The 23,622-nt window shown below is 63.0% G+C and carries 19 protein-coding genes; 10 read left to right on the top strand and 9 right to left on the bottom strand.

The genetic code is table 11. From position 1 onward, the window contains the following. Positions 1 to 84: 84 nt before the first annotated feature. The gene (locus VK682_RS02020) at positions 85 to 1,470 is read left to right on the top strand and encodes a FliI/YscN family ATPase (protein WP_230794865.1); all 1,386 of its coding nucleotides are present in this window, start codon (positions 85 to 87) and stop codon (positions 1,468 to 1,470) included. 56 nt (positions 1,471 to 1,526) lie between these two features. On the opposite strand, the gene VK682_RS02015 is transcribed toward VK682_RS02020, so the two are convergent. The 6 genes from VK682_RS02015 to VK682_RS01990 form a co-directional block, all read right to left on the bottom strand. Beyond that, positions 1,527 to 3,731 carry an NADP-dependent isocitrate dehydrogenase gene (locus VK682_RS02015; protein ID WP_089852355.1) on the bottom strand — a complete coding sequence of 735 codons (2,205 nt, stop codon included), beginning with the start codon at positions 3,729 to 3,731 and terminating at the stop codon, positions 1,527 to 1,529. Between the two features lie 300 nt (positions 3,732 to 4,031). After that, positions 4,032 to 4,436, bottom strand: coding sequence for a flagellar biosynthesis repressor FlbT (flbT, locus tag VK682_RS02010; protein ID WP_230794863.1), 405 nt, complete (start codon positions 4,434 to 4,436; stop codon positions 4,032 to 4,034). Continuing rightward, complete coding sequence (gene flaF / locus VK682_RS02005; protein ID WP_230794861.1) at positions 4,433 to 4,810, bottom strand: flagellar biosynthesis regulator FlaF; 378 nt, start codon at positions 4,808 to 4,810, stop codon at positions 4,433 to 4,435. The genes flbT and flaF overlap by 4 nt, the downstream gene beginning before the upstream one ends. A gap of 83 nt (positions 4,811 to 4,893) precedes the next feature. Beyond that, positions 4,894 to 6,225, bottom strand: coding sequence for a flagellin N-terminal helical domain-containing protein (locus VK682_RS02000; RefSeq protein WP_089852348.1), 1,332 nt, complete (start codon positions 6,223 to 6,225; stop codon positions 4,894 to 4,896). Positions 6,226 to 6,429: 204 nt separating this feature from the next. Continuing rightward, positions 6,430 to 6,792: a flagellar protein FlgN gene (locus VK682_RS01995; protein WP_324781351.1), complete on the bottom strand. Its 363-nt coding sequence runs from the start codon at positions 6,790 to 6,792 to the stop codon at positions 6,430 to 6,432. Next, positions 6,785 to 7,033 (bottom strand): rod-binding protein, encoded by a 249-nt coding sequence (locus tag VK682_RS01990; RefSeq protein WP_324781350.1) that lies wholly within the window; start codon positions 7,031 to 7,033, stop codon positions 6,785 to 6,787. Before VK682_RS01990 ends, VK682_RS01995 begins: the two co-directional genes overlap by 8 nt. 3,985 nt (positions 7,034 to 11,018) lie before the next feature. Between VK682_RS01990 and fliK the strand changes: the two genes are divergently transcribed. Further along, complete coding sequence (gene fliK / locus VK682_RS27320; RefSeq protein ID WP_425262479.1) at positions 11,019 to 11,285, top strand: flagellar hook-length control protein FliK; 267 nt, start codon at positions 11,019 to 11,021, stop codon at positions 11,283 to 11,285. A gap of 9 nt (positions 11,286 to 11,294) precedes the next feature. After that, positions 11,295 to 11,963 (top strand): flagellar hook capping FlgD N-terminal domain-containing protein, encoded by a 669-nt coding sequence (locus tag VK682_RS01985; protein ID WP_230794858.1) that lies wholly within the window; start codon positions 11,295 to 11,297, stop codon positions 11,961 to 11,963. A gap of 10 nt (positions 11,964 to 11,973) precedes the next feature. Here VK682_RS01985 and ubiB read toward each other — a convergent pair whose 3' ends face one another. Then, entirely contained in the window at positions 11,974 to 13,506 is a 1,533-nt protein-coding gene (gene ubiB, locus VK682_RS01980; RefSeq protein ID WP_230794856.1) for a 2-polyprenylphenol 6-hydroxylase, read from the bottom strand. A gap of 1 nt (position 13,507) precedes the next feature. Beyond that, positions 13,508 to 14,260, bottom strand: coding sequence for a bifunctional demethylmenaquinone methyltransferase/2-methoxy-6-polyprenyl-1,4-benzoquinol methylase UbiE (gene ubiE, locus VK682_RS01975; RefSeq protein ID WP_230794855.1), 753 nt, complete (start codon positions 14,258 to 14,260; stop codon positions 13,508 to 13,510). Positions 14,261 to 14,340: 80 nt separating this feature from the next. On the opposite strand from ubiE, the gene mutM reads away from it, so the two are divergent. Together mutM and VK682_RS01965 are read left to right on the top strand one after the other, a co-directional pair. After that, positions 14,341 to 15,192: a bifunctional DNA-formamidopyrimidine glycosylase/DNA-(apurinic or apyrimidinic site) lyase gene (mutM, locus tag VK682_RS01970; protein ID WP_230794854.1), complete on the top strand. Its 852-nt coding sequence runs from the start codon at positions 14,341 to 14,343 to the stop codon at positions 15,190 to 15,192. A gap of 64 nt (positions 15,193 to 15,256) precedes the next feature. After that, positions 15,257 to 16,033 carry an enoyl-CoA hydratase gene (locus tag VK682_RS01965; RefSeq protein ID WP_230794852.1) on the top strand — a complete coding sequence of 259 codons (777 nt, stop codon included), beginning with the start codon at positions 15,257 to 15,259 and terminating at the stop codon, positions 16,031 to 16,033. 39 nt (positions 16,034 to 16,072) lie between these two features. Here VK682_RS01965 and VK682_RS01960 read toward each other — a convergent pair whose 3' ends face one another. After that, positions 16,073 to 16,255, bottom strand: a complete 183-nt coding sequence (locus VK682_RS01960) for a hypothetical protein (protein ID WP_230794849.1) — start codon at positions 16,253 to 16,255, stop codon at positions 16,073 to 16,075. A gap of 250 nt (positions 16,256 to 16,505) precedes the next feature. Here VK682_RS01960 and rpsT point away from each other — a divergent pair, with 250 nt between their 5' ends. The 5 genes from rpsT to gyrB all read left to right on the top strand — a co-directional run bounded on the left by rpsT (position 16,506) and on the right by gyrB (position 23,570). After that, complete coding sequence (rpsT, locus tag VK682_RS01955) at positions 16,506 to 16,769, top strand: 30S ribosomal protein S20 (RefSeq protein WP_089842902.1); 264 nt, start codon at positions 16,506 to 16,508, stop codon at positions 16,767 to 16,769. A 505-nt stretch (positions 16,770 to 17,274) separates the two neighbouring features. Next, complete coding sequence (gene dnaA, locus VK682_RS01950; RefSeq protein ID WP_230794847.1) at positions 17,275 to 18,642, top strand: chromosomal replication initiator protein DnaA; 1,368 nt, start codon at positions 17,275 to 17,277, stop codon at positions 18,640 to 18,642. A gap of 151 nt (positions 18,643 to 18,793) precedes the next feature. Next, entirely contained in the window at positions 18,794 to 19,912 is a 1,119-nt protein-coding gene (gene dnaN, locus VK682_RS01945) for a DNA polymerase III subunit beta (protein ID WP_089842897.1), read from the top strand. Positions 19,913 to 19,966: 54 nt separating this feature from the next. Beyond that, positions 19,967 to 21,073: a DNA replication/repair protein RecF gene (gene recF, locus VK682_RS01940; protein WP_230794845.1), complete on the top strand. Its 1,107-nt coding sequence runs from the start codon at positions 19,967 to 19,969 to the stop codon at positions 21,071 to 21,073. Between the two features lie 79 nt (positions 21,074 to 21,152). Continuing rightward, the gene (gene gyrB, locus VK682_RS01935) at positions 21,153 to 23,570 is read left to right on the top strand and encodes a DNA topoisomerase (ATP-hydrolyzing) subunit B (protein ID WP_230794844.1); all 2,418 of its coding nucleotides are present in this window, start codon (positions 21,153 to 21,155) and stop codon (positions 23,568 to 23,570) included. Positions 23,571 to 23,622 lie beyond the last annotated feature (52 nt).

The following is a 23,622-nucleotide window of genomic DNA, read 5'->3' as shown; positions in this document are numbered from 1 at the left end:
GGGGCTTCTCCCTCGATTGGCTTCAATCAAGGCTTAACGGAGATTCCTTTAGAAATGGTTTGAGCCAGATGAAGGGACCGTCCGATGGAACATAGTGAGCTTGCCGGCCTGCGCAGCCGGATCGCGCAGGTGCAGCCCGTGCGCGCCGTGGGGCGGGTGCGGTCAGTGGATGGCACGGTGATCTGGATCAGGGGGCTGGCGCATGTGGCCTGCATCGGCGACCGGATGCGGCTCTACCGCGCCTCTGGTCCGCTGGACGGCGAGGTGCTGCGCATCCGCGAGGATCTGGTGGCCATGCTGCCAGATGAAGGCTCCGAAGGTGTGTCGCAGGGAGATCGCGTGGCGGTGCTGGGCGCGCCGACGCTGGCGCCTGCGGATGGCTGGATCGGGCGCGTGCTCGACCCTTATGGCAAGCCGCTGGACGGGGGCGCGCTTGGATCCGGACCGCGGCGACGGCCTTTCCGTGCCAGTCCGCCGCCCGCTGCGCAGCGTCGCGGGCTGGGGCCGCGGCTTCCGACGGGGCTTGCCGTCTTCGACACGCTGCTGCCCATCGTGCAGGGTCAGCGGATCGGCCTGTTTTCGGGATCGGGCGTGGGCAAGTCGCGGCTGCTTGCCGCTTTGGCGCAAGGTCTGGCCGCAGATGTGGTCGTTCTGGCGCTGGTGGGGGAACGCGGTCGCGAAGTGCATGATTTTGTTCACAATGTGCTGGGACCAGAAGGCATGGCGCGCAGTGTGGTGGTGGCCGCCACCTCGGACCGGTCGCCGCTGGAGCGGCGGCGCTGCCCGCTCGCAGCGATGACCATCGCGGAGCATTTTCGCGATCAAGGGCTGCATGTGCTGTATCTGGCCGATTCCGTCACGCGCTTTGCCGAAGCGCATCGCGAGGTGGCCACTGCGGCAGGCGAGTTGCCCGCGCTGCGCGGCTTTCCCCCCTCGACCGCCCATCAGATCATGCGGCTGGCGGAACGTGCCGGGCCGGGCGTTCCGGGGCAGGGCGACATCACGGCGGTGTTTTCGGTGCTGGTGGCCGGCTCCGATATGGAAGAGCCAATCGCGGATATCCTGCGCGGCGTGCTGGACGGGCATGTGGTGCTGAGCCGCGAGATTGCGGAACGTGGCCGCTTTCCTGCCGTCGACGCGCTGCGTTCGGTGTCGCGCAGCCTGCCGGAAGCCGCCACGCCAGAGGAAAACGAGCTGATTCTGAAGGCGCGGCAGTTGCTGGGATCCTATGCGCGGTCCGAAACCATGATCCGGGCCGGGCTATATCGTGAAGGAGAGGATCCGATTCTCGATCAGGCCATCCGGATCTGGCCGGATCTGGACGGGTTTCTGGCCGAAGCCTCGCCGCATGGGGTGGAGGCGGCGTTTTCCCGTCTCACGCTGTTGCTGCGCCGGTCGGGCGTGGCAGGGCCAACGCGACCACCGGCGCGCGGCGGTGCCGGACGGGGCGCCGTGCGTGGGGTCGGCTGACAGAAAACCCCGCCGGACCGAATCCAGCGGGGTAAAAATTTCTCAAGGTCAGAGGCTTAGCCGATGATCGCGTTCAGCGTGGCCGAGGGGCGCATCACCGCTGTCACCTTCTCCGGATCGGCACGGTAGTAGCCGCCCAGCTCGGCCGGTTTGCCCTGCGCTGCGGCCAGTTCCGACAGGATCGCCTCTTCGCCTTCGGCCAGTGCCTTGGCCAACGGGGCAAAATGTTCGGCGAGCGCGGTGTCGCTGTCCTGAGCCGCCAGAGCCTCTGCCCAGTAGCGCGCGAACCAGTAATGGCTGTCGCGGTTGTCCGGCTCGCCGACCTTGCGCGACGGCGACCGGTCATGGTCGAGGATGCCCTGCGTGGCGACATCTACCGCCTCGCCCAGCACCCGGGCTTTGGCATTGTTCCGCTGGTCCGCGAGGAATTTGAACGATTCCCCAAGCGCGCAGAACTCCCCGAGGCTGTCCCAGCGCAGGTGGTTTTCTTCCACCAGCTGTTGCACATGCTTCGGCGCAGAGCCGCCGGCGCCAGTTTCGAACAGTCCGCCGCCCTGCATGAGCTTGACGATGGACAGCATCTTGGCCGAGGTCGCCAGTTCCAGAATCGGGAACAGGTCGGTGAGATAGTCGCGCAGCACGTTGCCGGTGATGGCGATGGTGTTTTCGCCTTTGGTGATCGTTTCGAGGCTGGCGCGCGTGGCGTCACGCGGCGACATGATCTCGAACTTGTCGGCGACACCCTTCGCCTCGAGGATCGGTTTCACATAGGCGATCAGTTCGGCATCATGGGCGCGGCTGGAATCCAGCCAGAAAATCGCGCGGCAACCTTCAGCCTTCTGCCGGTCAATCGCAAGGTTCACCCAATCCTCGATCGGCGCCTTGCGGGCCGAGGCAGAGCGCCAGATATCGCCCGCTTTCACCTCATGGCTGTGCAGCACGCTGCCATCCTCGAGGATCATCTTGACGGTGCCATCTTCCGGAATCTCGAAAGTGGTCGGATGGCTGCCATATTCCTCGGCTTTCTGCGCCATCAGCCCGATATTCTGCACCGTGCCTGCCGTCGCCGGGTCGAGCTTGCCGTGTTCTTTGAAGAAACGGATCGTCTCGTCATACACCGGCGCATAGGAACTGTCGGGAATCACGCAGGCCGTGTCGTGTTCTTTGCCATCCGGGCCCCAGCCTTTGCCGCCCGCACGGATCAGCGCGGGCATGGAGGCGTCGATGATCACGTCCGAAGGCACATGAAGGTTGGTGATGCCGCGGTCGGAATTCACCATATACATTGGGGGGCGTTCGCTGCGCACGGCTTCGATGGCGGCCATGATTTCGGGCTGGTCTTTCACCCGGTCCAGAAGGTCGCCCATCCCCGAGTTGGGATTGACGCCGAGACCGGCCAGAGTCTCGCCAAACTTTTCGAAGACCGGCGCGAGCCAGGTCCGCACGGCGTGGCCGAAGATGATCGGGTCTGACACCTTCATCATCGTGGCCTTCATGTGCAGCGAGAACAGGGTGCCTTCGGCCTTCGTTGCTGCGATTTCTTCTTCAAGAAAGCGGTCCAGCGCGGCGGCGCTCATGAAGGTCGCGTCGACCACGGTGCCCGCAGGGTAGCTTACGGCCTCCTTCAGGACGGTTTCGCCCTTGGCCGTCTCCAGCACGATCTTTGCCGTGGCGGCGTGATCCAGCGTGGCAGAGGCTTCGTTTGCGAAGAAATCGCCGCCCTTCATCGTGGCGACACGGGTCTTGCTCTCTGCGGTCCAGTCCCCCATGCGGTGCGGGTTAGCCTGGGCGTATTTCTTGACGGCGATAGCGGCGCGACGGTCGGAATTGCCCTCCCGCAGGACCGGGTTCACGGCGGAACCCTTGATCGCGTCATATTTCGCCCGCGCGGCTTTTTCGGCGTCGGTGGCGGGGGCTTCCGGATAGTCCGGCAAGGCGTAGCCCTTTGCCTGCAGTTCACGGATTGCCGCCACCATCTGCGGGACCGATGCCGAGATGTTGGGCAGCTTGATCACGTTGGCCTCGGGCGTCTTCACCCAATCGCCAAGCCAGGCCAGATCGTCGGACGGACGCTGCGCCTCGGGGAGAGTGTCTGCGAAGGCGGCAAGGATACGTCCGGCGAGAGAAATATCGCGCGTGCCCACAGTGACACCGGCGGCAGCGGCAAAGCTGCGGATGATGGGAAGCAGCGAGGCCGATGCCAGCTCGGGCGCTTCGTCTACCGTGGTATACACAATATCGGGAGTTGCGTTTTCAGCCATGAGAGTCAGAGCCTTTCCATGTCGGTGAGTCCCGCAGGGCTTAGCCGAGGCACGCGCGAAGATCCACAGTGCTGTCCCGCTGACCGTCGCAAACATGATCCGCAAGTGACATGAGAAGTCTGGCACTACTGGCCATGAACCCAAGTGGAAAGACCAAGCGAGAGGAGCCGACATTTGACACGGTGCTTGCTCTTGCCTCGATTTCGAGAGGGCTGCCGCAAGAGCGACGCTGTGCTGGCAAGAAAACTGTCGGAAAGCCAAAGTTCGTGGCCTCATGTTTAAAGCCAAGACTGTGACCTGCTAAGACCGTCCAGCGGCGAGCAGCCTGTCCTCTCGGGGGATCAAAGCGCGCAAAGCCTTGAGGCAGTGATAGAATTGCCCGTCCAGAACGGCGTCTGTAGCGCTTGTGAGGAGTTTCCGGCTGTCCGCATCGGTAAGGATGCGGCTTAGCTCTTCGATATTGCGGAGCAGCTGTTGCCGCATGTCCAAGGCTTGGGCATCGCCGGTAAGAACCAGCTGGGCAGCGTAGCACATCCGCCGTACGGGCGTCTGCGCCTCGTCGGGATGAATCGCGTCCCGTAGGCGCAAGATATGTGCATTCGGTGTGATGATGGACAGGCGGCTGCGCCGATCGCCATTTTCGATGACAGCACCGTTTATAAGCACGCGCTCCTTCGGGCCGAGCTTGAGAACCAGCCCGCTCATCGCCGCGCACTCCGCCCGCCAAGACCGCGCAGGATGGCCGCATTGACTTCAAGGAGGGGAGCAAGGCGCGCTTTCTTGGCGAGGACTTTTGCCGAGTGGATCTGGACAAACTCGGCAAGGTAGAAAATCTGAGCACGTAGTTCTGGCGGAAGACGGTTGGCGGGGTCGGCTACATCGACCGCGAGCGCCGTCCATAGCCGCCGGTTGTCGTAAAGCGCTTCCACGAGACGGGGATAAGCCATCGGACCTGCTTCGGCGGCGGATTTTATCCGGTGCGTTACGCGGGCAATCATCTCGTATTCAATCGAACGGTCTGTGCGTGTGCTGGTGGTATTTTGAGCATAGGCGCGCTGCGCCAGGATTTGGGCGTTCACGGCAGAACCTTCTGACTCTGGAGAAAGAGCTATGGTGTTCAAAGGCGTCGGAGGCTGGAATATCCAGCCTCCGAAACTTCAGATTACCGGAACAGGGACAGGAGAGACTGCGGGGCCTGGTTCGCGATGGACAGCGCCTGAACACCCAGCTGCTGCTGCACCTGAAGCGCCTGCAGTCGGGCCGAAGCTTCTTCCATATCTGCATCAACCAAGGTGCCGATCCCGGACTTCAGGGCATCGGTCAGGCCTGTGATGAAATCAGCCTGAGTCTCGATCCGGCCCTGCACAGAGCCGAACGCAGAAGCAGAGTCGATGGCAGTTTGGATCAGGGCCTCGATCTCGACGATTGCGCTGTCCACTCCAGTCTGCGTGGTCACGTCGATTTCGCTCAGCTTCTCGAGCCGCCCGCCGATCGTGGTGTCGGTTGTGGCCGTGCTGGCAAACTGCACGGAAATGGCGCCGGCGCCTTGGCTGGTGTTGGGACCAGTGATGTCGATCTGGTTAGCGTTGGTGCTGTTCACGCTTGCCGAAATGCCGGCAGCCACGGCAGTGGAGTCGCCGTTGATGTAGCTGTTGAACGCGCTGACCAGCCCCTCAGCCACGTCGGCTTCGGTATCGCCGTCGCGAGCAACGTAGATGATCTCCTGATTGCCTGCGGTGGTTGTGGTGTTCAGCCCGGTGAAGACACCTGCGCCAGCGCTGATGGTGATGGTGAAGCCCGTGCCTGCGGCAATGGCAGCGGTTCCGGCACCAGCGGTCTGTCCAACCACAGCGTTGGTGGTCGGCGCGGTGGCGGCAGCGGTGAGTGCCACGGCGGCCGTGTTCGCCGCGCCACTGAGCGCGTCGGAGGCGGCCGCGGTATAACCGGCAGCGGCAACGTTAATGGAGCTTGCGCCCGTCCCAAGGTCCTGCTTGGCGACGTTGATGTCGCTTGCGACAACACCGGTGCCAGACCGGTCCAGCGATGCCAGCACGTTGATGCTGCCGGTGCCGGCAGTCTTTTCGGTGTTCGAGATGAGGTTCAGGCCGTTGAACTGTGCTGCTCCCACAACAGCCGAAATCTGACCGCGCAGGGCGTCGATGTCGGTCTGGATCTTGGCACGATCAACGTTCTCTTCCTGAGCGGCGACGATCTTGCCCTTCACCTCGGTCAGAAGATCGGTCACGGTCTCCGAGGCCTGCCGGGCCACGGCCACCGTGGACTGGCCAAGGTTGAGGCTGTCGGAAATGCCTTTGAAGCCTTTCACGTCGGCTTCCATGACCTTGGAAATGGCCCAGACAGCGGCGTTGTCCTTGGCGGTTGCCACAGTCTTGCCGGTGGAGATTTCGCTCTGGGTCGTTGCCAGGTTGGAGTTGATCGACTTCAGGGTCTGCAGCGCGACCATGGCGCCATTGTTCGTCAGAATGCTAGACATGGAGGTTCGTCCTTTAGGTCATGGGGCGCTTTGCGCCGATGTTTATGGGTCACCAGTGCTGGTGAGGGCGTCTTTCTGACGAAGGCGGCCAAGGCTTTGCGCCTTCCGCATCATCCACCCGGATGTGAGCACACCATGACGGCCAATCCCTAATGCTCGGCTAATCCCATTGCGGAAGGTTCTCCGCATTTTTCCGAAATTTCCCTAGACCCGGTGCTCCAGGCGCGTCTCTCCGGCATCGCCGATGGTTTCCCGGCGTCCCAGCGCGTCATAGACCTGCACCACTTTTCCCTGTTCTCTCAGGTGGGTGAGCCTGTCGGATACGACGCGGATTCCCGCGAGTGCATGATCGAAAAGCTCCTGATTGCGGCGCATTTTCAGCTGCAGCGGGGCGATCCGTTCGGCAGTCTCCGGGATTGTGTCCCGTAAGGCTTCGATCAGAAGGGACTTTTCACTCACGAGCTGAGCAATTTGGTCCAGCCTTCCCTCCAGAAGCACTTGCCGTTCCCGATCGACCAGAGATTCCAGCCTGTCGAGGAGATCTTCGAGCTGAGATGGTTCAGACATCTGCGCGATCCTTCAGTGACTGGTAAATGGAGTCAGCGAGGCCAATTCCGCCCCGCTCGGCAAGGGCAGTCGCGTGCTCCTGACGAAGAAAAGAAGCAAATTGCGCCTCGCCCGCACCACCTCCGAAAGCGGACTGCGCCTTGTCCAGACCAGCGGCCCTGAGCATCTCGGACAGGTACGCTGCCTCCATCCGGCGTGCGGCTTGGCGAAGGGGGTCGGCGGGGTTGGGTGGGATCTTCATGACTGGCTCCAATTCGACTCATCTCAGACAAGTCAACTCGAAGTCGGTAAAGGATGGGTAAGGATGTTCTGTTTAAGTTCACAGCAAAGACAGAAGGTCCAGATCAATGTTGCCACAACTCACTGCCATATTTGGGCGAATCGCGGTTCTTGTCGACAGGGTGGGAAAACCGGACGAAGGCTCTGATTTTCTTTCTGTTCTGCAGCAGTTTGATCGCGCAAGCGCCCCCTCGGCAGACCAGAGCGCCCCTGTATTTTTCGGCGTAGCCGAGGCGGGCCTTTCTCCCGAAGAAGGCGAGGTGGATCCTATGGTGACGGTGAAAGACCCGCCAGATTCTGATGACTTCTCGCCTTTCGAAGAGGAGGAATCTGTTTCCTTGCCCGAACCTCCAGATCTGAACCCGCTGCCCGCGCAGACGGAGGTTTCCGCGGCGCACCCTGTACAACAGGAGGAGCCGGAAAAATCTTCGCGTGACGCCTTACCTCTGGCCGACGTGCCCCATGGCCCTCCGGCAAAAGAGCTTGACGCTCAGGACGGAGGTGAGCCGGACAGCCAGTTGGCCTCGCGTGAAACGGTGCCGGGGCGCCTCGGTCCGGGATCAGTCAACGTGGAGCAAGAAGGGGTCCAAAGCCGGCAGGACAAGCGCAGTCTACCTCCGCTTGCGCGCAGCTTCGGTGAACCAAAGACCAGCACAAAGGTGCAATTCGGGGTAGTCGACCCGCAAACTCTACCCCTCCAGTCAAAAAGCCGCGCAGTAGATTCTCGCCCTTTCGTGGTGCCGGGCTTTCCCGGGCAGTCCCATGGGCCCTCCAAGGTCATGCAGCCCGGCGCAGTGCCGCAGCTCCCCGACCATTCGACCGGCCATGGCCAACCTGATGGCCCGCACATAGGTTTTGAGGGGCCTGAGGTGCGACCCGAGCCACAAGCATTGCGGGTACTGCCCGCGCGAACTGCTCCGACCAAGGAGGTACCTGCGCAAGCGGGCAAGCAGGCCTCTACCCTGCCCTACGCCCTGAGTCCGAGGGATGTCGCGAAGGAAGCGCTTCGGAAGCCGCAGGTATCTGAGCCTCTTGATCCAGCGACCGACAGAGCGGCGCCTCAACTGGCACCGTCGCGCTTGCAACCTATTGATCTCCCTGACACACGCAGCTTAGGAGCGCCATTACAGGCGATTGCGGAAGTCGCTCGCGACGACGGCGAGGCAGTCGTTCCAAAGATGCGACGCGAGCTTGCTCGCGCCAGCGATCCCGAAACGGCCGACCAAGTGACGCTGCGCACATCGAGCCCGGCGTCGGCGGGTGCGGAGGAAGGGCCACAGCTCCGGAAGGTTCCTCCGGCAGACGCGCCCATGGGCCGGATTCATCCCCATCAACAGCCTTTAGACGTTCTCGCCAGAACAACACCCGATCTTGTTTTGGCACAGAATTTTGTTCCCGAGCTTGAGACACCGCTCCAGCCCAAACGGGCCATTGAGCCTGTCCAGAACTTGCTCCCCCAACGCGCGCCAACTCATTCCAGACCACGCAATTCCTTTGGTTTACTTGCTCCTGAGGCAAAGTCAGCCTCGTCCGCTATGGTCCCTTCGATAAAAGTTTCCGAAGGGGCCCTCGGAAGCAACTTTTCGTCGGACTCCGAAAATAACTTAAATCATAAGGTGGGGGAGATGCCATCCCTCAACCTATTGGGGAAGAATACGCATCAAGACTCCCATTCCGGCGTAACACAGCCTGAGGCTGAAAGGGAAAAGGGAAGATTCCCGACCAGACTTCCAGAATTTCCTGGGCCGGAACGCCGCCTCCCCACCAAGGGGCGGTCAGCGATGGGGTCTATGCCAACGGCTGTAGCCAAGTCTCCGGATCTGGAAATGTCAGAGCGATCAGTATACCAAACAACGCCGGTCGCCGCGACAGTCCTTTCCTCAAATACTGGGCCTCGGCAGCTCGGGCCAAAGCTTGAAATATCTCCAGCCTCGCGCCCAGTTGTGAATACGGTGAATGTTGTTTTGAAGCAGGATCAGGCCGAGATATCCAAGTCAGATGTAGGTGGGACGGTAGCAGTTCGCAGCGAAAAATCGTCTGCACTAAAAGCGCCGCCTTCACTCGGTGAAAGTCGGGCAATTCTGGTTGTGTCTACCCCGACCGCCCTAGTTCCCTCAGGCGGAGAGGGACAAAGCCCTGGCGCGCAAGAAATTTCAGTCGCGCCGAGATTTCCCTCGCCCTCGGGCGCAAGCGCAATCCCAGCAGAACCACCTCTAGAAGAGCTGCCCTTGTCGGATGTGGTCAGGCAGGTCGCAGGCAGCAAGGCAGCGTCGCCGACATCACCCCAAGCTTTTCCCTCCGTCGCAAGATCTGCGGGTAGGGTTTCTCCCCCTGCGATCAGCGTATCTGTTTTGGCTGGGGATCGGGCGATCACAGGTGACGAGGCGGTATTGCCTGAGACAAGTCGTCTGCCACCTGTTGAAGGTCATGCAGTTTTGGTTAGTTCGCTCAAGGCTAGTTTCCCCCCGCCCATTCCAGATGCGCAACGCAGCGACAATATGGTGTCTCCCCGTGCACAGAGATCAACGGTTACATCCGTCCCGACCCACTCTGTCACGGGGGAGCCAGTTCCGGTTGCTCAGGCCCTGTCGGTTGAGAGGGCACAAAGCGCCAGTGACGTGACAATGCCCCCCGTGCCAAAAGCACCTTTTTCCTCGGTCGAAAGCCGTCTGGTTACTGAAAAGACCACTTCGACTGAACCAAGCGTGCCAAATCCAGATCTGCAAAGCGTAGTTGAGACGGAATCACCCGCAGCAAGATCACCGCTGCGCCCCAGTGTCGATGCTTCAGGTGCGGCTGTCCCATTCCAGGCCAACCATCCTCTGCCGGATACAGAAGGGAGGCACGTAACTGGAAACAAGGCGCGACCCGCTTCAAGCCCGGTCCTTCCTTCAGCCGCCACCCCACTGGTTCCGGCGGAATCTTGGCCGTCATTTGAAGTAGATGCCGCGCCGCGCCGTTCAGAAACTCCTGTCCTGCCAGCGGCTGTCAGACCGGAGTTTGCACCAGCTATGGCTCCAAAGTCTGACAGCGCAACAGCCGAGTTCTTGGAGTTGCCTGAGGGGGGAAGCCAGAAGAAGGGCATACCTGTCTCAACGCAGACGCACCAAAGGGATTCGGGGTTCCCTATCCGAGCTGACGCCAAGATTTTGACCCCAAATCCGGCCTCTCAGGCGGAGGCCGTGACTATTCGCCCGCCAGCTCCCACAACCGGCCATTTACGGGCCGCCTCGCCCGTACCGGCTGAGTTGCTCAAAACAGGAGCAAAGAGCCAACCGCTGGACGAGCGAGGTGAGGGGGCGGGTGAAATGCTCCCGCGCAGCTCTGATGAAGAGGCGAGTGCGCCTGTGCCGCTGGCGCGCTCTCACTTCAAAGTGGCCTCGGTGGATGAGGTGCAAGTGCGGGGGGGGCCGCCTCTGCAAAGCAGGGCGTCTGTCGATCAGCCACCTGCCGAGATTCGTGGCCGCCCCAATGCGTGGGTCGCAGTGCAACAGCCCTCACCGGAGACCGGACGAACGACAGAAGAGGCGTTGCCTGTGCGCATAGACGAGACTGCTTTGGGGCAAGGGCCATCCGCCACGGAGCGAATGCCAACCAAAGCTTCAGCTTTCCCAAGGACTGTTCATAAAAATCCGTCCCTAAACATCCCTTCCAAAGATGTCGCTTTCAGGGGCGTGTCTCAGCAAGAGGCCCCTCTGTCGAGACAGCGCGGCGCGTCTGTGCTGGCCCCGCGGATCGAGGAGCCGGAAGACCCGAAAATCGATCCCCTTCCCGCTGTCGCCGAGCCGCGCGCGCCACAGGCGACCTCGGGTTTGCAGCTACGAGCGCACCGGCACGAAACAGCAATGCAGGTGATTCGTCAGATCGGGGAGGCCATCGTAGACCGAGGGGGCGACGTAGTGGAACTGCGTCTGGAACCGGAGGAGCTTGGCCATGTCCGGTTCCGCATGACCGGGGGCGAGCATGCTCTGAGCATGACAATCTTGGCGGACCGCCCCGAAACGCTTGATCTTCTGCGGCGGCATGTCGACCAGCTGGCGCGGCATCTCGACGATCTCGGCTATTCCGCGACGCAGTTCCGGTTTGGCGAGGGTTCAGGGCAAGGGGGCGCCTTTCGCGGTTCTTTTGCCGGGGGAGACGGACCTGAAGACCTTGACACAATTCCGCAAAACGACACCAGCGAGCCTTCATCCGGGCTCGACATACGGGTTTAGGAGACTCAGATGGACCTGACCAGCACGCAGACCATTTCCCCGACCACGGCTCTGACTGCCACGCCTCAAACTCCACCAGCTGTGTTGAACAGCGACTTTGAGACGTTTCTCCGCATGCTTACGACGCAGGCCCAAAATCAGGATCCGTTCAATCCTGTCGATGCCACCGAATATGCGTCGCAACTGGCAACATTTTCTTCGGTTGAACAGCAGGTAAAGACCAACCAGATTCTCGCCGGACTGGCCGAGCAGCTGACGGGCAGCGCGTTTGAGCGCATTGCGGGCTGGATCGGGATGGAGGCTTTGGTGGACACTCCGGTGCGGTTTGAAGGAGTTCCGCTGACCCTGCGCCTTGATCCGCACAAGGAAGCGGAGTCGGCCAAGCTGGTTGTCAGGAATGAGGTGGGCACGGTCCTTCAGTCGGTGGCCGTGGACCTTGCGAAGCCCGAATTGGAGTGGACGGGACTGGACGAGTCCGGTGCCGCGCATCCAAGGGGCCTCTATCGGTTCGAAATCGAGAGCTATCGGGGCGAAGAGCTGCTTTCGACCACCCCCGCTTTGACCTATGCGCGGGTGCAGGAGGTGCGGCAGCAGGGACCTGATGTGCTGCTGACGCTCGCCAACGGCACCCACCTGTCTGCCGCGGAAGTCCAAGGGCTGCGCACCCCGAATGGCTGAGCCGGTTCGCCTAAAGCCAGCTTTGCATAAGGCTGACTGCTGCCGCGCCGATCGCTGCGCCCATGACAAGCCACAGGGCGTTTCTCCGCCAGCGCCGGTCCGGGTGGCGATCCTTCTGCTCCGCCTGGCGTATCAGCGCCTCTTCCACAAGGCCCGGCAGTCTTGGTCCAAACCGCGCCAGCACCACGGCCGTGCGCTGCAGGTCGCGCAGCACGGCGCGCGGCCCGATCGACGTCTTGATGTACTGCTCAACAACGGGATGCGCGACGCTCCAGATGTTCATGCGGGGGTTGAGCGATCGCGCGACACCTTCGACCACGACCATGGTGCGCTGCAGCAGGATCAGCTCTGTCCGCGTTTCCATCCCGAAACGCTCGGTCACGTCGAACAGATAGCTGAGCAGCCGCGCCATGGAGATGCGGGTGGCATCCATGCCAAAGATCGGCTCGCCGACGGCGCGCAGCGCGCGGGCGAATTCATCCACGTCGCGATCGGCTGGCACATAGCCCGCCTCGAAATGCACCTCGGCCACGCGCCGGTAATCGCGCCGGATGAAGCCATAAAGGATCTCTGCATAGACGCGCCGGGTGTATTCGTCGATATGGCCCATGATTCCAAAATCATAGGCGATGATGTCGCCATTGGGCGCCACCTTCAGGTTCCCCTGATGCATGTCGGCGTGGAAGAATCCGTCGCGCAGGGCATGGTTGAGAAAGAGCTGCAGAACCCGCTCGCTGAGCGCGACGCGGTCATGTCCTGCGGCGTCGATCGCGGCATTGTCCCCAAGCGGCACGCCTTCCGCCCAGCTCATGGTCATCACCCGCCGTCCGGACAGGCCCCAGACCACCTCCGGCAAGGAAAAGCCTGCATCATTGGCGGTGTTGGCGGCAAACTCACTGGCGGAGGCGCTTTCCAGCCGGAAATCCAGCTCGCCCATCACCACGCCTTCGAAATGGGCGATCACGTCCCGGGGACGCAGGCGGCGCGAGGCCGGAGACAGGAATTCGATCACATCGGCCGCAAGCCAGAAGGCATCCACATCGCGACGGAACGCGCGTTCGATCCCGGGCCGCAGCACCTTGACCGCGACCGTCTCCCCCGTTTCGGCCAGCCGCGCCTTGTGGACCTGCGCGATGGAGGCGGCCGCGACGGGGGCGCTGAATTCGGAAAAGACCTGATCCACGGGAAGACCAAGCTCGGACTCGATCTGGGCCTTCGCGGCATCGGTCGGGAAGGGGGGCAGCTTGTCCTGCAGCACCCGCAGCTGATTGGCAAGCTCGTCGCCGACCACGTCAGGCCGGGTCGAAAGCACCTGCCCGAACTTGATATAGGCGGGGCCAAGGGCCGAAAGGGCACGCGGCGCCGGGGGCATCGACGGGTCGCCTTCGATCCCGAGCCATTTGAAGGGCCAGCCCAGCACCCGCGCGGCGATGCGCAGCGCAGGCGGGGCCTCCATCGCGTCCAGCACCACACGCATCGCCCCCGTGCGCTCCAGCGTGGCGCCGGTGCGCACGAGCCGCCAGATATTGTGCGGTCCCTTCATCCTAGATCTTCCAGCCCGAATGCAGGCAGGCGATGCCAAGGCTCAGGTTGCGATACTTGGCATTGCCGAAGCCAGCCTCCCTGACCATCTGCAGGAACCGGTCCTGATCCGGGAAGCGGCGGATCGATTCCACCAGATACTGGTAGCTGTCGCGGTCATTCGCGATGACCTGTCCCATGCGGGGAATGATGTGGAAGGAATAGAGGTCATAAACCTTCTGCATCATCTCGTTGGGAATCTGGCTGAATTCCAGAACCATCAACCGCCCGCCGGGGCGCAGCACACGGAACGCCTCGTTCAGCGCCTGCTGGGGCTGGGTCACGTTCCGGATCCCGAAGGAAATCGTGTAAACGTCGAAGCTGTTGTCGGCAAAGGGCAGCGCCATGGCATCCCCAACCACCCAGTCCAGACTGTCGGCGCGGGCCGCCGCCTCGGCGCGCTTCCGCCCCTCGACCAGCATGGGCTCGGTCAGATCGCAGACGGTGGCATGGCCGGACCCGGCGCGGTCCAGAAAGCGGAAGGCGATGTCGCCGGTGCCGCCCGCCACGTCCAGCAGCCGCTGTCCCTTCCGCGGCGCGAGCCAGTCCATCATCGCATCCTTCCAGATGCGGTGGATGCCAAAGGACATGGCGTCGTTCATCACGTCATATTTCGACGCGACGGAGCCGAAGACGCCGCGCACGCGGCCCGCCTTTTCGCTTTCAGGGATTTCGGTGAAGCCGAAATGCGTGGTTTTTGCGTTCTCGTCGGTCATGGGCCTTGTGTCCTTCCGTCCGCACCTCCTTATAGGGCGCGCGTGCCGCGCTGCAATGCGGCCCTTTGGAAAGGAACCCCATGCCCGAACTGCCCGAGGTCGAAACGGTGCGCGCCGGACTTGCCCCCGTGATGGAGGGACAGGTGATCGCCGAGGCGCGGGTGAACCGGGCGGATCTGCGCTGGCCCTTCCCGCCGCGTATGGCCGACAGGCTGAGCGGGGCAAGGATTCTGCGGCTGCGGCGGCGGTCCAAATACCTTCTGGCCGATCTCGACCGGGGCGAAACCCTGCTGATCCATCTGGGCATGTCGGGGCGGATGCTGGTGTCGGGCGATGCGCTGGGACGGTTCGTGCACGACCATCCTGCCGCGCAGAAGCACGATCATGTGATCTTCGACATGGCCACCGGGGTGCGCATCACCTTCAACGATCCACGCCGCTTTGGCGCCATGGATCTGATGCCGACCGCGGGCGCGGAGTCGCATCCGCTGCTGGCGGCGCTGGGGCCGGAACCGCTGGGCAACGCCTTTTCCGAATCCCATCTGCTGGCGGCGCTGGCCGGGCGCAGCCTGCCGGTCAAAAGCGCGCTTCTGGACCAGAAGATCGTCGCCGGGCTGGGCAATATCTATGTCTGCGAGGCGCTTTACCGGGCCCGGCTGCATCCCGCCCGTCGCGTCAACCAGATCGCGCCGGAGCAGCTGGCGGCGCTGGTGCCGATCATCCGCGCGGTGCTGACCGAGGCGATTGCCGCAGGCGGATCGTCGCTGCGCGATTTCCGCCAAGCCGATGGCGAGCTTGGCTATTTCCAGCACAGCTTCGATGTTTACGGACGCGAGGGGCAGCCCTGCCGCACCCCCGGTTGCGCAAACATGATCCACCGTCTGGTGCAGTCTGGCCGGTCGTCCTTCTACTGTCCGGACTGCCAAAGATAGCTTGATTGCAGGCATCAAGTTGTTAAGGCTGCGCGACAATGCCAACGGACGGGAGCCCGAAGTCATGGCCTATGAGACGATTATCGTCGAAGTAGACGACGAGGTCGCTACGATCACCCTGAACCGACCCGATGCCCTGAACGCGCTCAACAGCCAGCTTCTGGGCGAGCTGTCGCAGGCGCTGGCCGAGGTGGATGCCAGCGACAAGGTGCGGTGCATCATCGTGACCGGCTCGGCCAAGGCCTTTGCCGCCGGGGCCGACATCAAGGAGATGTCCGAGAAGAGCTTTGTCGAGATGTTCCTCGGCGATTATTTCGGCACGGCCTCTGAGGCGATCGGGCGCGTGCGCAAGCCCGTGATTGCGGCGGTGTCGGGCTATGCGCTGGGCGGCGGCTGCGAACTGGCGATGATGTGCGACTTCATCATCGCGTCGGACACGGCGAAATTCGGCCAGCCCGAAATCAATCTGGGCGTGATCGCCGGCATCGGCGGCACGCAGCGGCTGACGCGTTATGTGGGCAAGTCCAAAAGCATGGACATGCACCTGACGGGCCGGTTCATGGATGCCGAAGAGGCGGAGCGTGCCGGGCTGGTCAGCCGCGTCGTGCCCGCCAAGCAGCTGATGGACGAGGCGCATCAGGCGGCGGCCAAGATCGCCGAAAAATCGGTGCTGGCCACCATGGCGGCCAAGCAGGCGGTGAACCGCGCCTATGAAACGACCCTGACCGAAGGCCTGATGGCCGAACGCAGCCTGTTTCAGTCGCTTTTCGCCACGGAAGACCAGAAAGAAGGCATGGCCGCCTTTCTGGAGAAGCGCACCGCGCAGTTCCGCGACCGCTGAGCCGGAACCGGGCCCGCCGCGACGGGCGGGCCCCAGATATCATTTCTGCAGCGGACCGCGCACGCGGCGGATGGCGGCCTGAATCGCGCGCCAGTCCTGCGCTTCGGCGGTCTGGCCACTGGCGGTCTTTTCCCGGGCCTTCTGGGCGGCTTCCGCTTCGGCCCGTCCGCCATGGGTGCGGTAAAGCGCCTGAGCGGCCTGAGAGATCTGCATAGCGTTCATGTCTGTCCTCCTCGGTCAGAATGGGCTCGTCCCCTGCTTGCAGGGACTCCCCTTTTACAGGATTTTTGCCCAAAATCCCATGTCGGATGCCGCCGGGGCTTTGCATTGGGCGGGAAATGGTCTATGCGCCGCCGTTACATGCGCGTGATGCCCGCTCTGGCAGGAATCGGTCCGACAATGACAGGTCCGGGTCTGGCGGCTTTCGCGCGCCCAAAATTCAGACCCTGAGACAAAGACAGGACCGATCCAAATGGCAAATTCGCCCCAGTCCAAGAAGCGCGCTCGTCAGAACGAGAAGCGTCACGCCGTCAACAAAGCACGCCGGTCGCGCATCCGCACCTTCCTGCGCAAGGTCGAAGAGGCGCTGGCCTCTGGCGACAAGGACGCCGCCACCGCCGCCCTGCGCGCCGCTCAGCCCGAGCTGATGCGTGGTGTGACCAAGGGCGTCTTCCACAAGAACACCGCCTCGCGCAAGATTTCGCGCCTGTCCTCGCGGGTCAAATCGCTGGGCTGAAAAGCCACACAGGACATTTGTCTTGATGGAAAAGGCGCCACTTCATGTGGTGCCTTTTTTCGTTTCAGACCCTACATTTACGAAAGATAGATTCTTTTAGGGGATTCACCGGAGTCAAGTTTGAAGATCGGTTGCTGCCGTTCCGCGAAGGTTGGTAATTTGCCCGAGCGAGTCACATCGCTTGGGGGGACAGGCACGCGGAAAAGGTCCACAATTTCGTGAGATATGTTCCGCCGATTCAAAGGTCTGCTGCTCAGACCTTTGGAGCTGAGGGCTAAGGCGCCCGGCCAGTCCAGCAATACGCGCGCACAGCGCAAGTCAGGGATGCTCCGGATTGGGATTTTCCGGAGGCACTCCTTTTGTGTCTGTGACGCCGGGGATGGCAGGCCATCCCCGCACCTGTGCTCACTCGGCACGGGAGGGTGTCTTGCGTTCCGGGCTGTGTGACCGTTCGGGGCCAGTGTGTGTGAAGACCCGAAGGACAGACCAAAACGGAGCGGGGTTGATGACGAAGGAACAGTGGGGCGCATTGCAGGACAGGCTGAGCGACACGATCGGTGAGAACAACTACCGGACGTGGATCAAGCCGCTGCAATTCCACGGAATGGAGGCCGACGGGGTGGCGGTTCTCCTGGCGCCCACGAACTTTATCGGCACGTATGTGTCGCAGAACTTTGGCGACCTGCTGCTGTCACAGCTGGCGTCCCTAGATACCACAGTGCGCCGGATCCAGTTCCGCGTCGCCAATCTGCAGCGTCCGGCGCCGCGTCCCGCAGCGGCTTCGGCCCCTGCAGCTTCGGCCCCGGCTCAGGCGGCTGCGTCCAACGACCTGCTGCCCGGCGCGCCGCTGGATGGCCGGTTCACGTTCGACAATTTCATCGTGGGCAAGCCGAACGAGCTGGCCCATGCCGCCGCGCGCCGCGTGGCGGAGGCGGAAACCGTCACCTTCAACCCGCTGTTCCTGTATGGCGGCGTGGGCTTGGGCAAGACCCACCTGATGCACGCCATCGCGCTGGAGCTGCGCAACAACCGGCCCGATCTCAACGTGCTCTACCTGTCCGCGGAGCAGTTCATGTACCGTTTCGTGCAGGCCCTGCGCGAACGCCGCATGATGGATTTCAAGGAGCTGTTCCGGTCCGTCGACGTGCTGATGGTCGATGACGTGCAGTTCATCGCGGGCAAGGATTCCACGCAGGAGGAATTCTTTCACACCTTCAACGCGCTGGTCGACCAGAACAAGCAGATCGTCATCTCTGCCGACCGTGCGCCGGACGAGATCAAGGATCTGGAAAACCGCATCCGGTCGCGCCTGCAGTCGGGGCTGGTGGTGGACCTGCACCCCACCGATTATGAACTGCGTCTTGGCATCCTGCAGTCCAAGGTGATGAACTACCGCGCGCAATATCCCTCGCTGAAGATCGATGACGGCATTCTGGAGTTTCTGGCGCACCGCATCTCGACCAATGTGCGGGTGCTGGAAGGCGCGCTGACCCGGCTCTTCGCCTTTGCCTCGCTGGTGGGCCAGCCCATCACCATGGAACTGACGCAGGACTGTCTGGCCGACGTGCTGCGCGCCTCGGACCGCAAGATCTCCATCGAGGAGATCCAGCGCAAGGTGGCGGATCACTACAACATCCGGCTCAGCGACCTGATCGGGCCGAAGCGGCTGCGCAACTTTGCCCGTCCGCGGCAGGTGGCGATGTATCTCTGCAAGCAGCTGACCGCCCGGTCGCTGCCCGAAATCGGTCGCCGCTTCGGCGGGCGCGACCACACCACGGTCATGCATGGCGTCAAGCGCATCGAAGAGCTGCGCAGTCAGGACAGCCAGATCGCCGATGACGTCGAGCTTCTGCGCCGCGCGCTGGAAGCCTGAGACCCCGTCACAACACATCCGGCTGGGGCTGCCGCAAGGCGGCCCCGCGGACTTGACGCTGTCGTGAAAGCGTCGGATCAATCGCAAAACAGGTTGGAGCGGTTCCGGCACGATGCCGGGCGGCACCTCCGGCCCACGGAGGAACAGGGTGATGAAAGTCAGCATTGAACGGGCGACGCTGCTCAAGGCCGTAAGTCAGGCGCAATCGGTGGTCGAACGGCGCAATACCATCCCGATCCTTGCCAATGTGCTGATCGAGGCCGAGGGCGATGCGGTCAGCTTCCGCGCCACCGATCTGGATATCGAGGTTCTGGACCGTGCCCCCGCTCAGGTGGAGCGGGCCGGATCCACCACGGTGTCTGCCGTGACGCTGCATGAAATCGTGCGCAAGCTGCCCGATGGCGCGCTGGTGGGGCTGACGGCGGATGCCGCCTCCGGACGGCTGACCGTGGCGGCGGGCCGCTCGACCTTCAGTCTTGCGACGCTGCCGAAAGAAGATTTCCCGGTGATGGCCTCGTCGGAATACAGCTCCAACTTCACGGCCAAGGCCGAGGTGCTGCGGCGGCTGTTCGACAAGTCGAAATTTGCCATTTCCACCGAAGAAACCCGCTATTACCTCAACGGCGTCTACATGCATGTGTCTGACGGCGAAGATGGCCGGGTGCTGCGCTGCGTGGCGACCGATGGTCACCGGCTGGCGCGCATCGATGCGCCGCTGCCCGGCGGGGCCGAAGGCATGCCCGGCGTGATCGTGCCGCGCAAGACCGTGGGCGAACTGCGCAAGCTGCTGGACGAGGATGACATGGACATCGATGTGTCGGTGTCGGAAACCAAGGTGCGCTTTGCCACGCCGCAGATCACCCTGACCTCCAAGGTCATCGACGGCACCTTCCCCGATTATTCCCGCGTGATCCCCACCAACAACACCCGCCGTCTGGAAGTGGACGCGGGCGAGTTCGCCAAGGCGGTGGACCGCGTGGCCACGGTGTCGTCGGAGCGGTCGCGTGCGGTGAAGCTGCAGCTGGACGAGGACCGGCTGATCCTGTCGGTCAACGCGCCCGACAGCGGCGCCGCCGAGGAAGAGCTGGCCGTCGCCTATGCCGACGAGCCGCTGGAGATCGGCTTCAACGCCAAGTATCTGCTGGAAATCGCCAGTCAGGTGGACCGGGAAAACGCCGTGTTCCTGTTCAACTCCTCGGGCGATCCGACCCTGATGCGCGAAGGTGGCGACATGTCTGCGGTCTATGTCGTGATGCCGATGCGGGTCTGAGGCGGCGCGCATCCCGTTTGCAGCGCGCGCCCGGATCGGCGATAGCATCGGGCCATGGTCCAGCATCTGTCCCGCCTGACGCTGTCGCATTTCCGGTCCCATACGCGGGTCGCACTGGATCTTGACGCGCGTCCGGTGGCGATCTTCGGCCCCAATGGCGCGGGCAAGACCAATCTGATCGAGGCGGTGTCGCTGTTTTCGCCGGGGCGGGGGCTGCGCCGCGCCTCGGCGCAGGACATGGTGCGGCGCCCGGAATCGCTGGGGTGGAAGGTGACCGGCCTGCTGCGCGACGGCGACAGCGCGCATGACCTTGCCTTCCTGTCCGATCACGGCGCCGCGCGTCAGGTCAGCGTGGATGGCAAGCCCGCGCCGCAGGTGCATCTGGCGCGGCTGGTGCGGGTGCTGTGGCTGATCCCCGCCATGGACCGGCTGTGGATCGAGGCGCCAGAGGGGCGGCGGCGGTTTCTGGACCGCATGACGCTGAGCTTTTTTCCGGATCATGCCGATCACAGCCTGACCTATGAAAAGGCCATGCGCGAACGCAACCGGCTGCTGCGCGACGAGGTGCGCGATGGCCATTGGTATGCGGCGCTGGAAAACCAGATGGCGCAAAGCGGCGCCCTGCTGACCGCCAACCGCCGCGCGGCGCTGGAACGGCTGGCGCAGGCTCAGGACGGGGCAGAGACGCAGTTTCCCGCCGCCACCCTGTCGCTGCTGGATGGCGAGGCCCCGCTGCCAGAGGCTGCGGCGGATCTGCGCGCCGCTCTGGCCGATCACCGGGGCCGCGACATGATGGCGGGGCGCACCCTGCTGGGGCCGCATCGCGCCGATCTGGCGGGCGTGTTCGCGGCCAAAGGCGTGGCGGCGCAGGACTGCTCCACCGGCGAACAGAAGGCGCTGCTGATCTCGCTGATCCTTGCCAATGCCCGGGCGCTGGCGGCGGAAACCGGCACGCCGCCGCTTCTGCTGCTGGACGAGGTGGCGGCCCATCTGGACGCCTCCCGCCGCGCGGCGCTTTATGATGAAATCTGCGCGCTGGGGGCGCAGGCGTGGATGACCGGGACCGGACCCGAGTTGTTCATGGACTTGGGCGCCCGGGCGCAGTATCTGGAAGTAACGGAACGTGAGGGCCAATCGGTCGTTGAAAACCGCCGGTTGTGACACCAAATCTTGTGTCAGCGGCGTGACATTCTTTGCGGAAACCCGTATAAAACCAACAAAAATCATGAAGGAAGGCGGCATGGCCGAACCGGCAAGCGCACCGCAGGAATACGGCGCGGATTCCATCAAGGTTCTCAAAGGGTTGGAGGCAGTCCGCAAGCGTCCCGGTATGTATATCGGTGACACGGACGATGGCTCTGGCCTGCATCACATGGTCTATGAGGTCGTGGACAACGGCATCGACGAGGCGCTGGCGGGCCACGCGGATTTTGTGAGCGTGAAGATTCACGCCGACAGTTCCGTGTCCGTGCGCGACAATGGCCGCGGCATCCCCGTGGATCTGCATATCGAAGAAGGCGTGTCCGCGGCAGAGGTCATCATGACCCAGCTGCATGCGGGCGGCAAATTCGACCAGAACAGCTACAAGGTCTCGGGCGGTCTGCACGGCGTGGGCGTGTCCGTGGTCAATGCGCTGTCGGTCTGGCTGGAACTGCGGATCTGGCGCAATGGCAAGGAACATTACGCCCGGTTCGAACATGGCGACACGGTCGAGCATCTGCGCGTCGTGGGCGATTCCAATGGCGAACAGGGCACCGAAGTGAGGTTTCTGGCCTCTACCGGCACCTTCTCCAACCTCGAGTACAGCTTCGAGACGCTGGAAAAGCGCCTGCGCGAACTGGCCTTCCTGAATTCCGGGGTGCGGATCCTGCTGGAGGATGAACGCCCCGCCGAACCGCTGCGATCCGAACTGCATTACGAAGGCGGCGTGCGCGAATTCGTTAAATATCTCGACCGCTCCAAGCAGCCGATGATGGCGGACCCGATCTACATGACCGGCGAACGCGACGGCATCGGGGTCGAGGTGGCCATGTGGTGGAACGACAGCTACCACGAAAACGTGCTGCCCTTCACCAACAACATCCCGCAGCGGGACGGTGGCTCGCATATGGCGGGCTTCCGCGGCGCGCTGACCCGGACGCTGACCCGCTACGCCACCGAAAGCGGCATCGCCAAGCGCGAAAAGATCAGCTTCACCGGCGATGATGCCCGCGAAGGTCTGACCTGCGTGCTGTCGGTGAAGGTGCCGGATCCCAAATTCTCCAGCCAGACCAAAGACAAGCTCGTTTCCTCCGAAGTGCGGCCCGCGGTCGAGAATCTGGTGAACGAGAAGCTGGGCGAGTGGTTCGAGGAAAACCCCGGACAGGCCAAGATCATCGTCGGCAAGATCGTCGAGGCGGCGCTGGCGCGGGAAGCCGCGCGCAAGGCCCGCGAACTGACCCGTCGCAAGACGGCGATGGACGTGAACTTTCTGGCGGGCAAGCTGAAGGACTGTTCGGAAAAGGATCCGTCCAAGACCGAACTCTTCATCGTCGAGGGTGACTCCGCCGGCGGCTCCGCCCAGACCGGGCGCGACCGGGGCACGCAGGCCATCCTGCCGCTGAAGGGCAAGATCCTGAACGTGGAGCGGGCGCGGTTTGACCGGATGCTGGCCTCGCAGGAGATCGGCAATCTGGTGATGGCGCTTGGCACCGGCATCGGGCGGGATGAATTCAACATCTCGAAGCTGCGCTACCACAAGATCATCCTGATGACGGATGCGGACGTGGACGGCGCGCATATCCGCACGCTGCTGCTGACCTTCTTCTACCGGCAGATGCCCTCGCTGATCGAAGGCGGGTTCCTGTACATCGCGCAGCCGCCGCTGTTCAAGGTGACGCGCGGCAAGTCCGAGGTCTATGTCAAGGATCAGGCGGCGCTGGACGATTACCTGATCAATCAGGGTCTGGACGGCGCGCAGCTGGTGCTGGGCACGGGCGAGGCGATGGCCGGTCAGGATCTGGCGCGGGTCATCGACGAGGCGCGGCAGCTGAAGCGGGTGCTGGATGCTTTCCCCACCCATTACCCGCGGCATATTCTGGAACAGGCGGCGATTTCCGGCGCCTTCGTGCCCGGTGCGGTGGAACAGGATCTGCAGGGGGTCGCCGACAAGGTGGCGAAGCGTCTGGATCTGATCGCGGTGGAATACGAACGCGGCTGGCAGGGCCGGATCACGCAGGATCGCGGCATCCGTCTGGCCCGCATCCTGCGCGGCGTCGAAGAGGTGCGCACGCTGGACGGCTCGCTGCTGCGCTCGGGCGAGGCGCGGCGCACCGGCAGCTTCACGCAGGCGCTGCGGGGGGTCTATGACCTGCCCGCCACGCTGGAACGCAAGGACCGCAAGCAGGCGATCTATGGCCCGCTGGGGCTGCTGCAGGCGATTCTGGAAGAGGGCGAAAAGGGTCTGTCCCTGCAGCGCTACAAGGGTCTTGGCGAGATGAACCCGGGCCAGCTGTGGGAAACCACGCTGGATCCGGATGCGCGCACCCTGCTGCAGGTCAAGATCGACGATATGGCCGAAGCGGATGACATGTTCACCAAGCTGATGGGCGACGTGGTCGAACCGCGCCGCGATTTCATCCAGCAGAACGCACTGAACGTCGAAAACCTCGATTTCTGATCCCGTGCCTGCCCCTTCGGGGGCGGGCGCCTTGCACTGCCACAGACCCCGC

It is taken from the genome of Salipiger marinus (genome assembly GCF_035481585.1).
GTDB lineage: Bacteria > Pseudomonadota > Alphaproteobacteria > Rhodobacterales > Rhodobacteraceae > Salipiger > Salipiger marinus.
This window is presented reverse-complemented; position numbering and strand designations above follow the sequence as displayed.

What these genes read in the sequence shown, in the direction of transcription:
- ubiE (WP_230794855.1), bottom strand. Translation starts at nt 14,260, where the DNA reads ATGACCGACGAGAACGCAAAAACCACGCATTTCGGCTTCACCGAAATC.
- dnaA (WP_230794847.1), top strand. Translation starts at nt 17,275, where the DNA reads ATGACGAAGGAACAGTGGGGCGCATTGCAGGACAGGCTGAGCGACACG.
- VK682_RS02000 (WP_089852348.1), bottom strand. Translation starts at nt 6,225, where the DNA reads ATGTCTAGCATTCTGACGAACAATGGCGCCATGGTCGCGCTGCAGACC.
- rpsT (WP_089842902.1), top strand. Translation starts at nt 16,506, where the DNA reads ATGGCAAATTCGCCCCAGTCCAAGAAGCGCGCTCGTCAGAACGAGAAG.
- VK682_RS02015 (WP_089852355.1), bottom strand. Translation starts at nt 3,731, where the DNA reads ATGGCTGAAAACGCAACTCCCGATATTGTGTATACCACGGTAGACGAA.
- fliK (WP_425262479.1), top strand. Translation starts at nt 11,019, where the DNA reads ATGACCGGGGGCGAGCATGCTCTGAGCATGACAATCTTGGCGGACCGC.
- VK682_RS01995 (WP_324781351.1), bottom strand. Translation starts at nt 6,792, where the DNA reads ATGTCTGAACCATCTCAGCTCGAAGATCTCCTCGACAGGCTGGAATCT.
- VK682_RS01965 (WP_230794852.1), top strand. Translation starts at nt 15,257, where the DNA reads ATGGCCTATGAGACGATTATCGTCGAAGTAGACGACGAGGTCGCTACG.
- VK682_RS01990 (WP_324781350.1), bottom strand. Translation starts at nt 7,033, where the DNA reads ATGAAGATCCCACCCAACCCCGCCGACCCCCTTCGCCAAGCCGCACGC.
- mutM (WP_230794854.1), top strand. Translation starts at nt 14,341, where the DNA reads ATGCCCGAACTGCCCGAGGTCGAAACGGTGCGCGCCGGACTTGCCCCC.
- gyrB (WP_230794844.1), top strand. Translation starts at nt 21,153, where the DNA reads ATGGCCGAACCGGCAAGCGCACCGCAGGAATACGGCGCGGATTCCATC.
- recF (WP_230794845.1), top strand. Translation starts at nt 19,967, where the DNA reads ATGGTCCAGCATCTGTCCCGCCTGACGCTGTCGCATTTCCGGTCCCAT.
- VK682_RS01985 (WP_230794858.1), top strand. Translation starts at nt 11,295, where the DNA reads ATGGACCTGACCAGCACGCAGACCATTTCCCCGACCACGGCTCTGACT.
- ubiB (WP_230794856.1), bottom strand. Translation starts at nt 13,506, where the DNA reads ATGAAGGGACCGCACAATATCTGGCGGCTCGTGCGCACCGGCGCCACG.
- flbT (WP_230794863.1), bottom strand. Translation starts at nt 4,436, where the DNA reads ATGAGCGGGCTGGTTCTCAAGCTCGGCCCGAAGGAGCGCGTGCTTATA.
- VK682_RS01960 (WP_230794849.1), bottom strand. Translation starts at nt 16,255, where the DNA reads ATGAACGCTATGCAGATCTCTCAGGCCGCTCAGGCGCTTTACCGCACC.
- dnaN (WP_089842897.1), top strand. Translation starts at nt 18,794, where the DNA reads ATGAAAGTCAGCATTGAACGGGCGACGCTGCTCAAGGCCGTAAGTCAG.
- VK682_RS02020 (WP_230794865.1), top strand. Translation starts at nt 85, where the DNA reads ATGGAACATAGTGAGCTTGCCGGCCTGCGCAGCCGGATCGCGCAGGTG.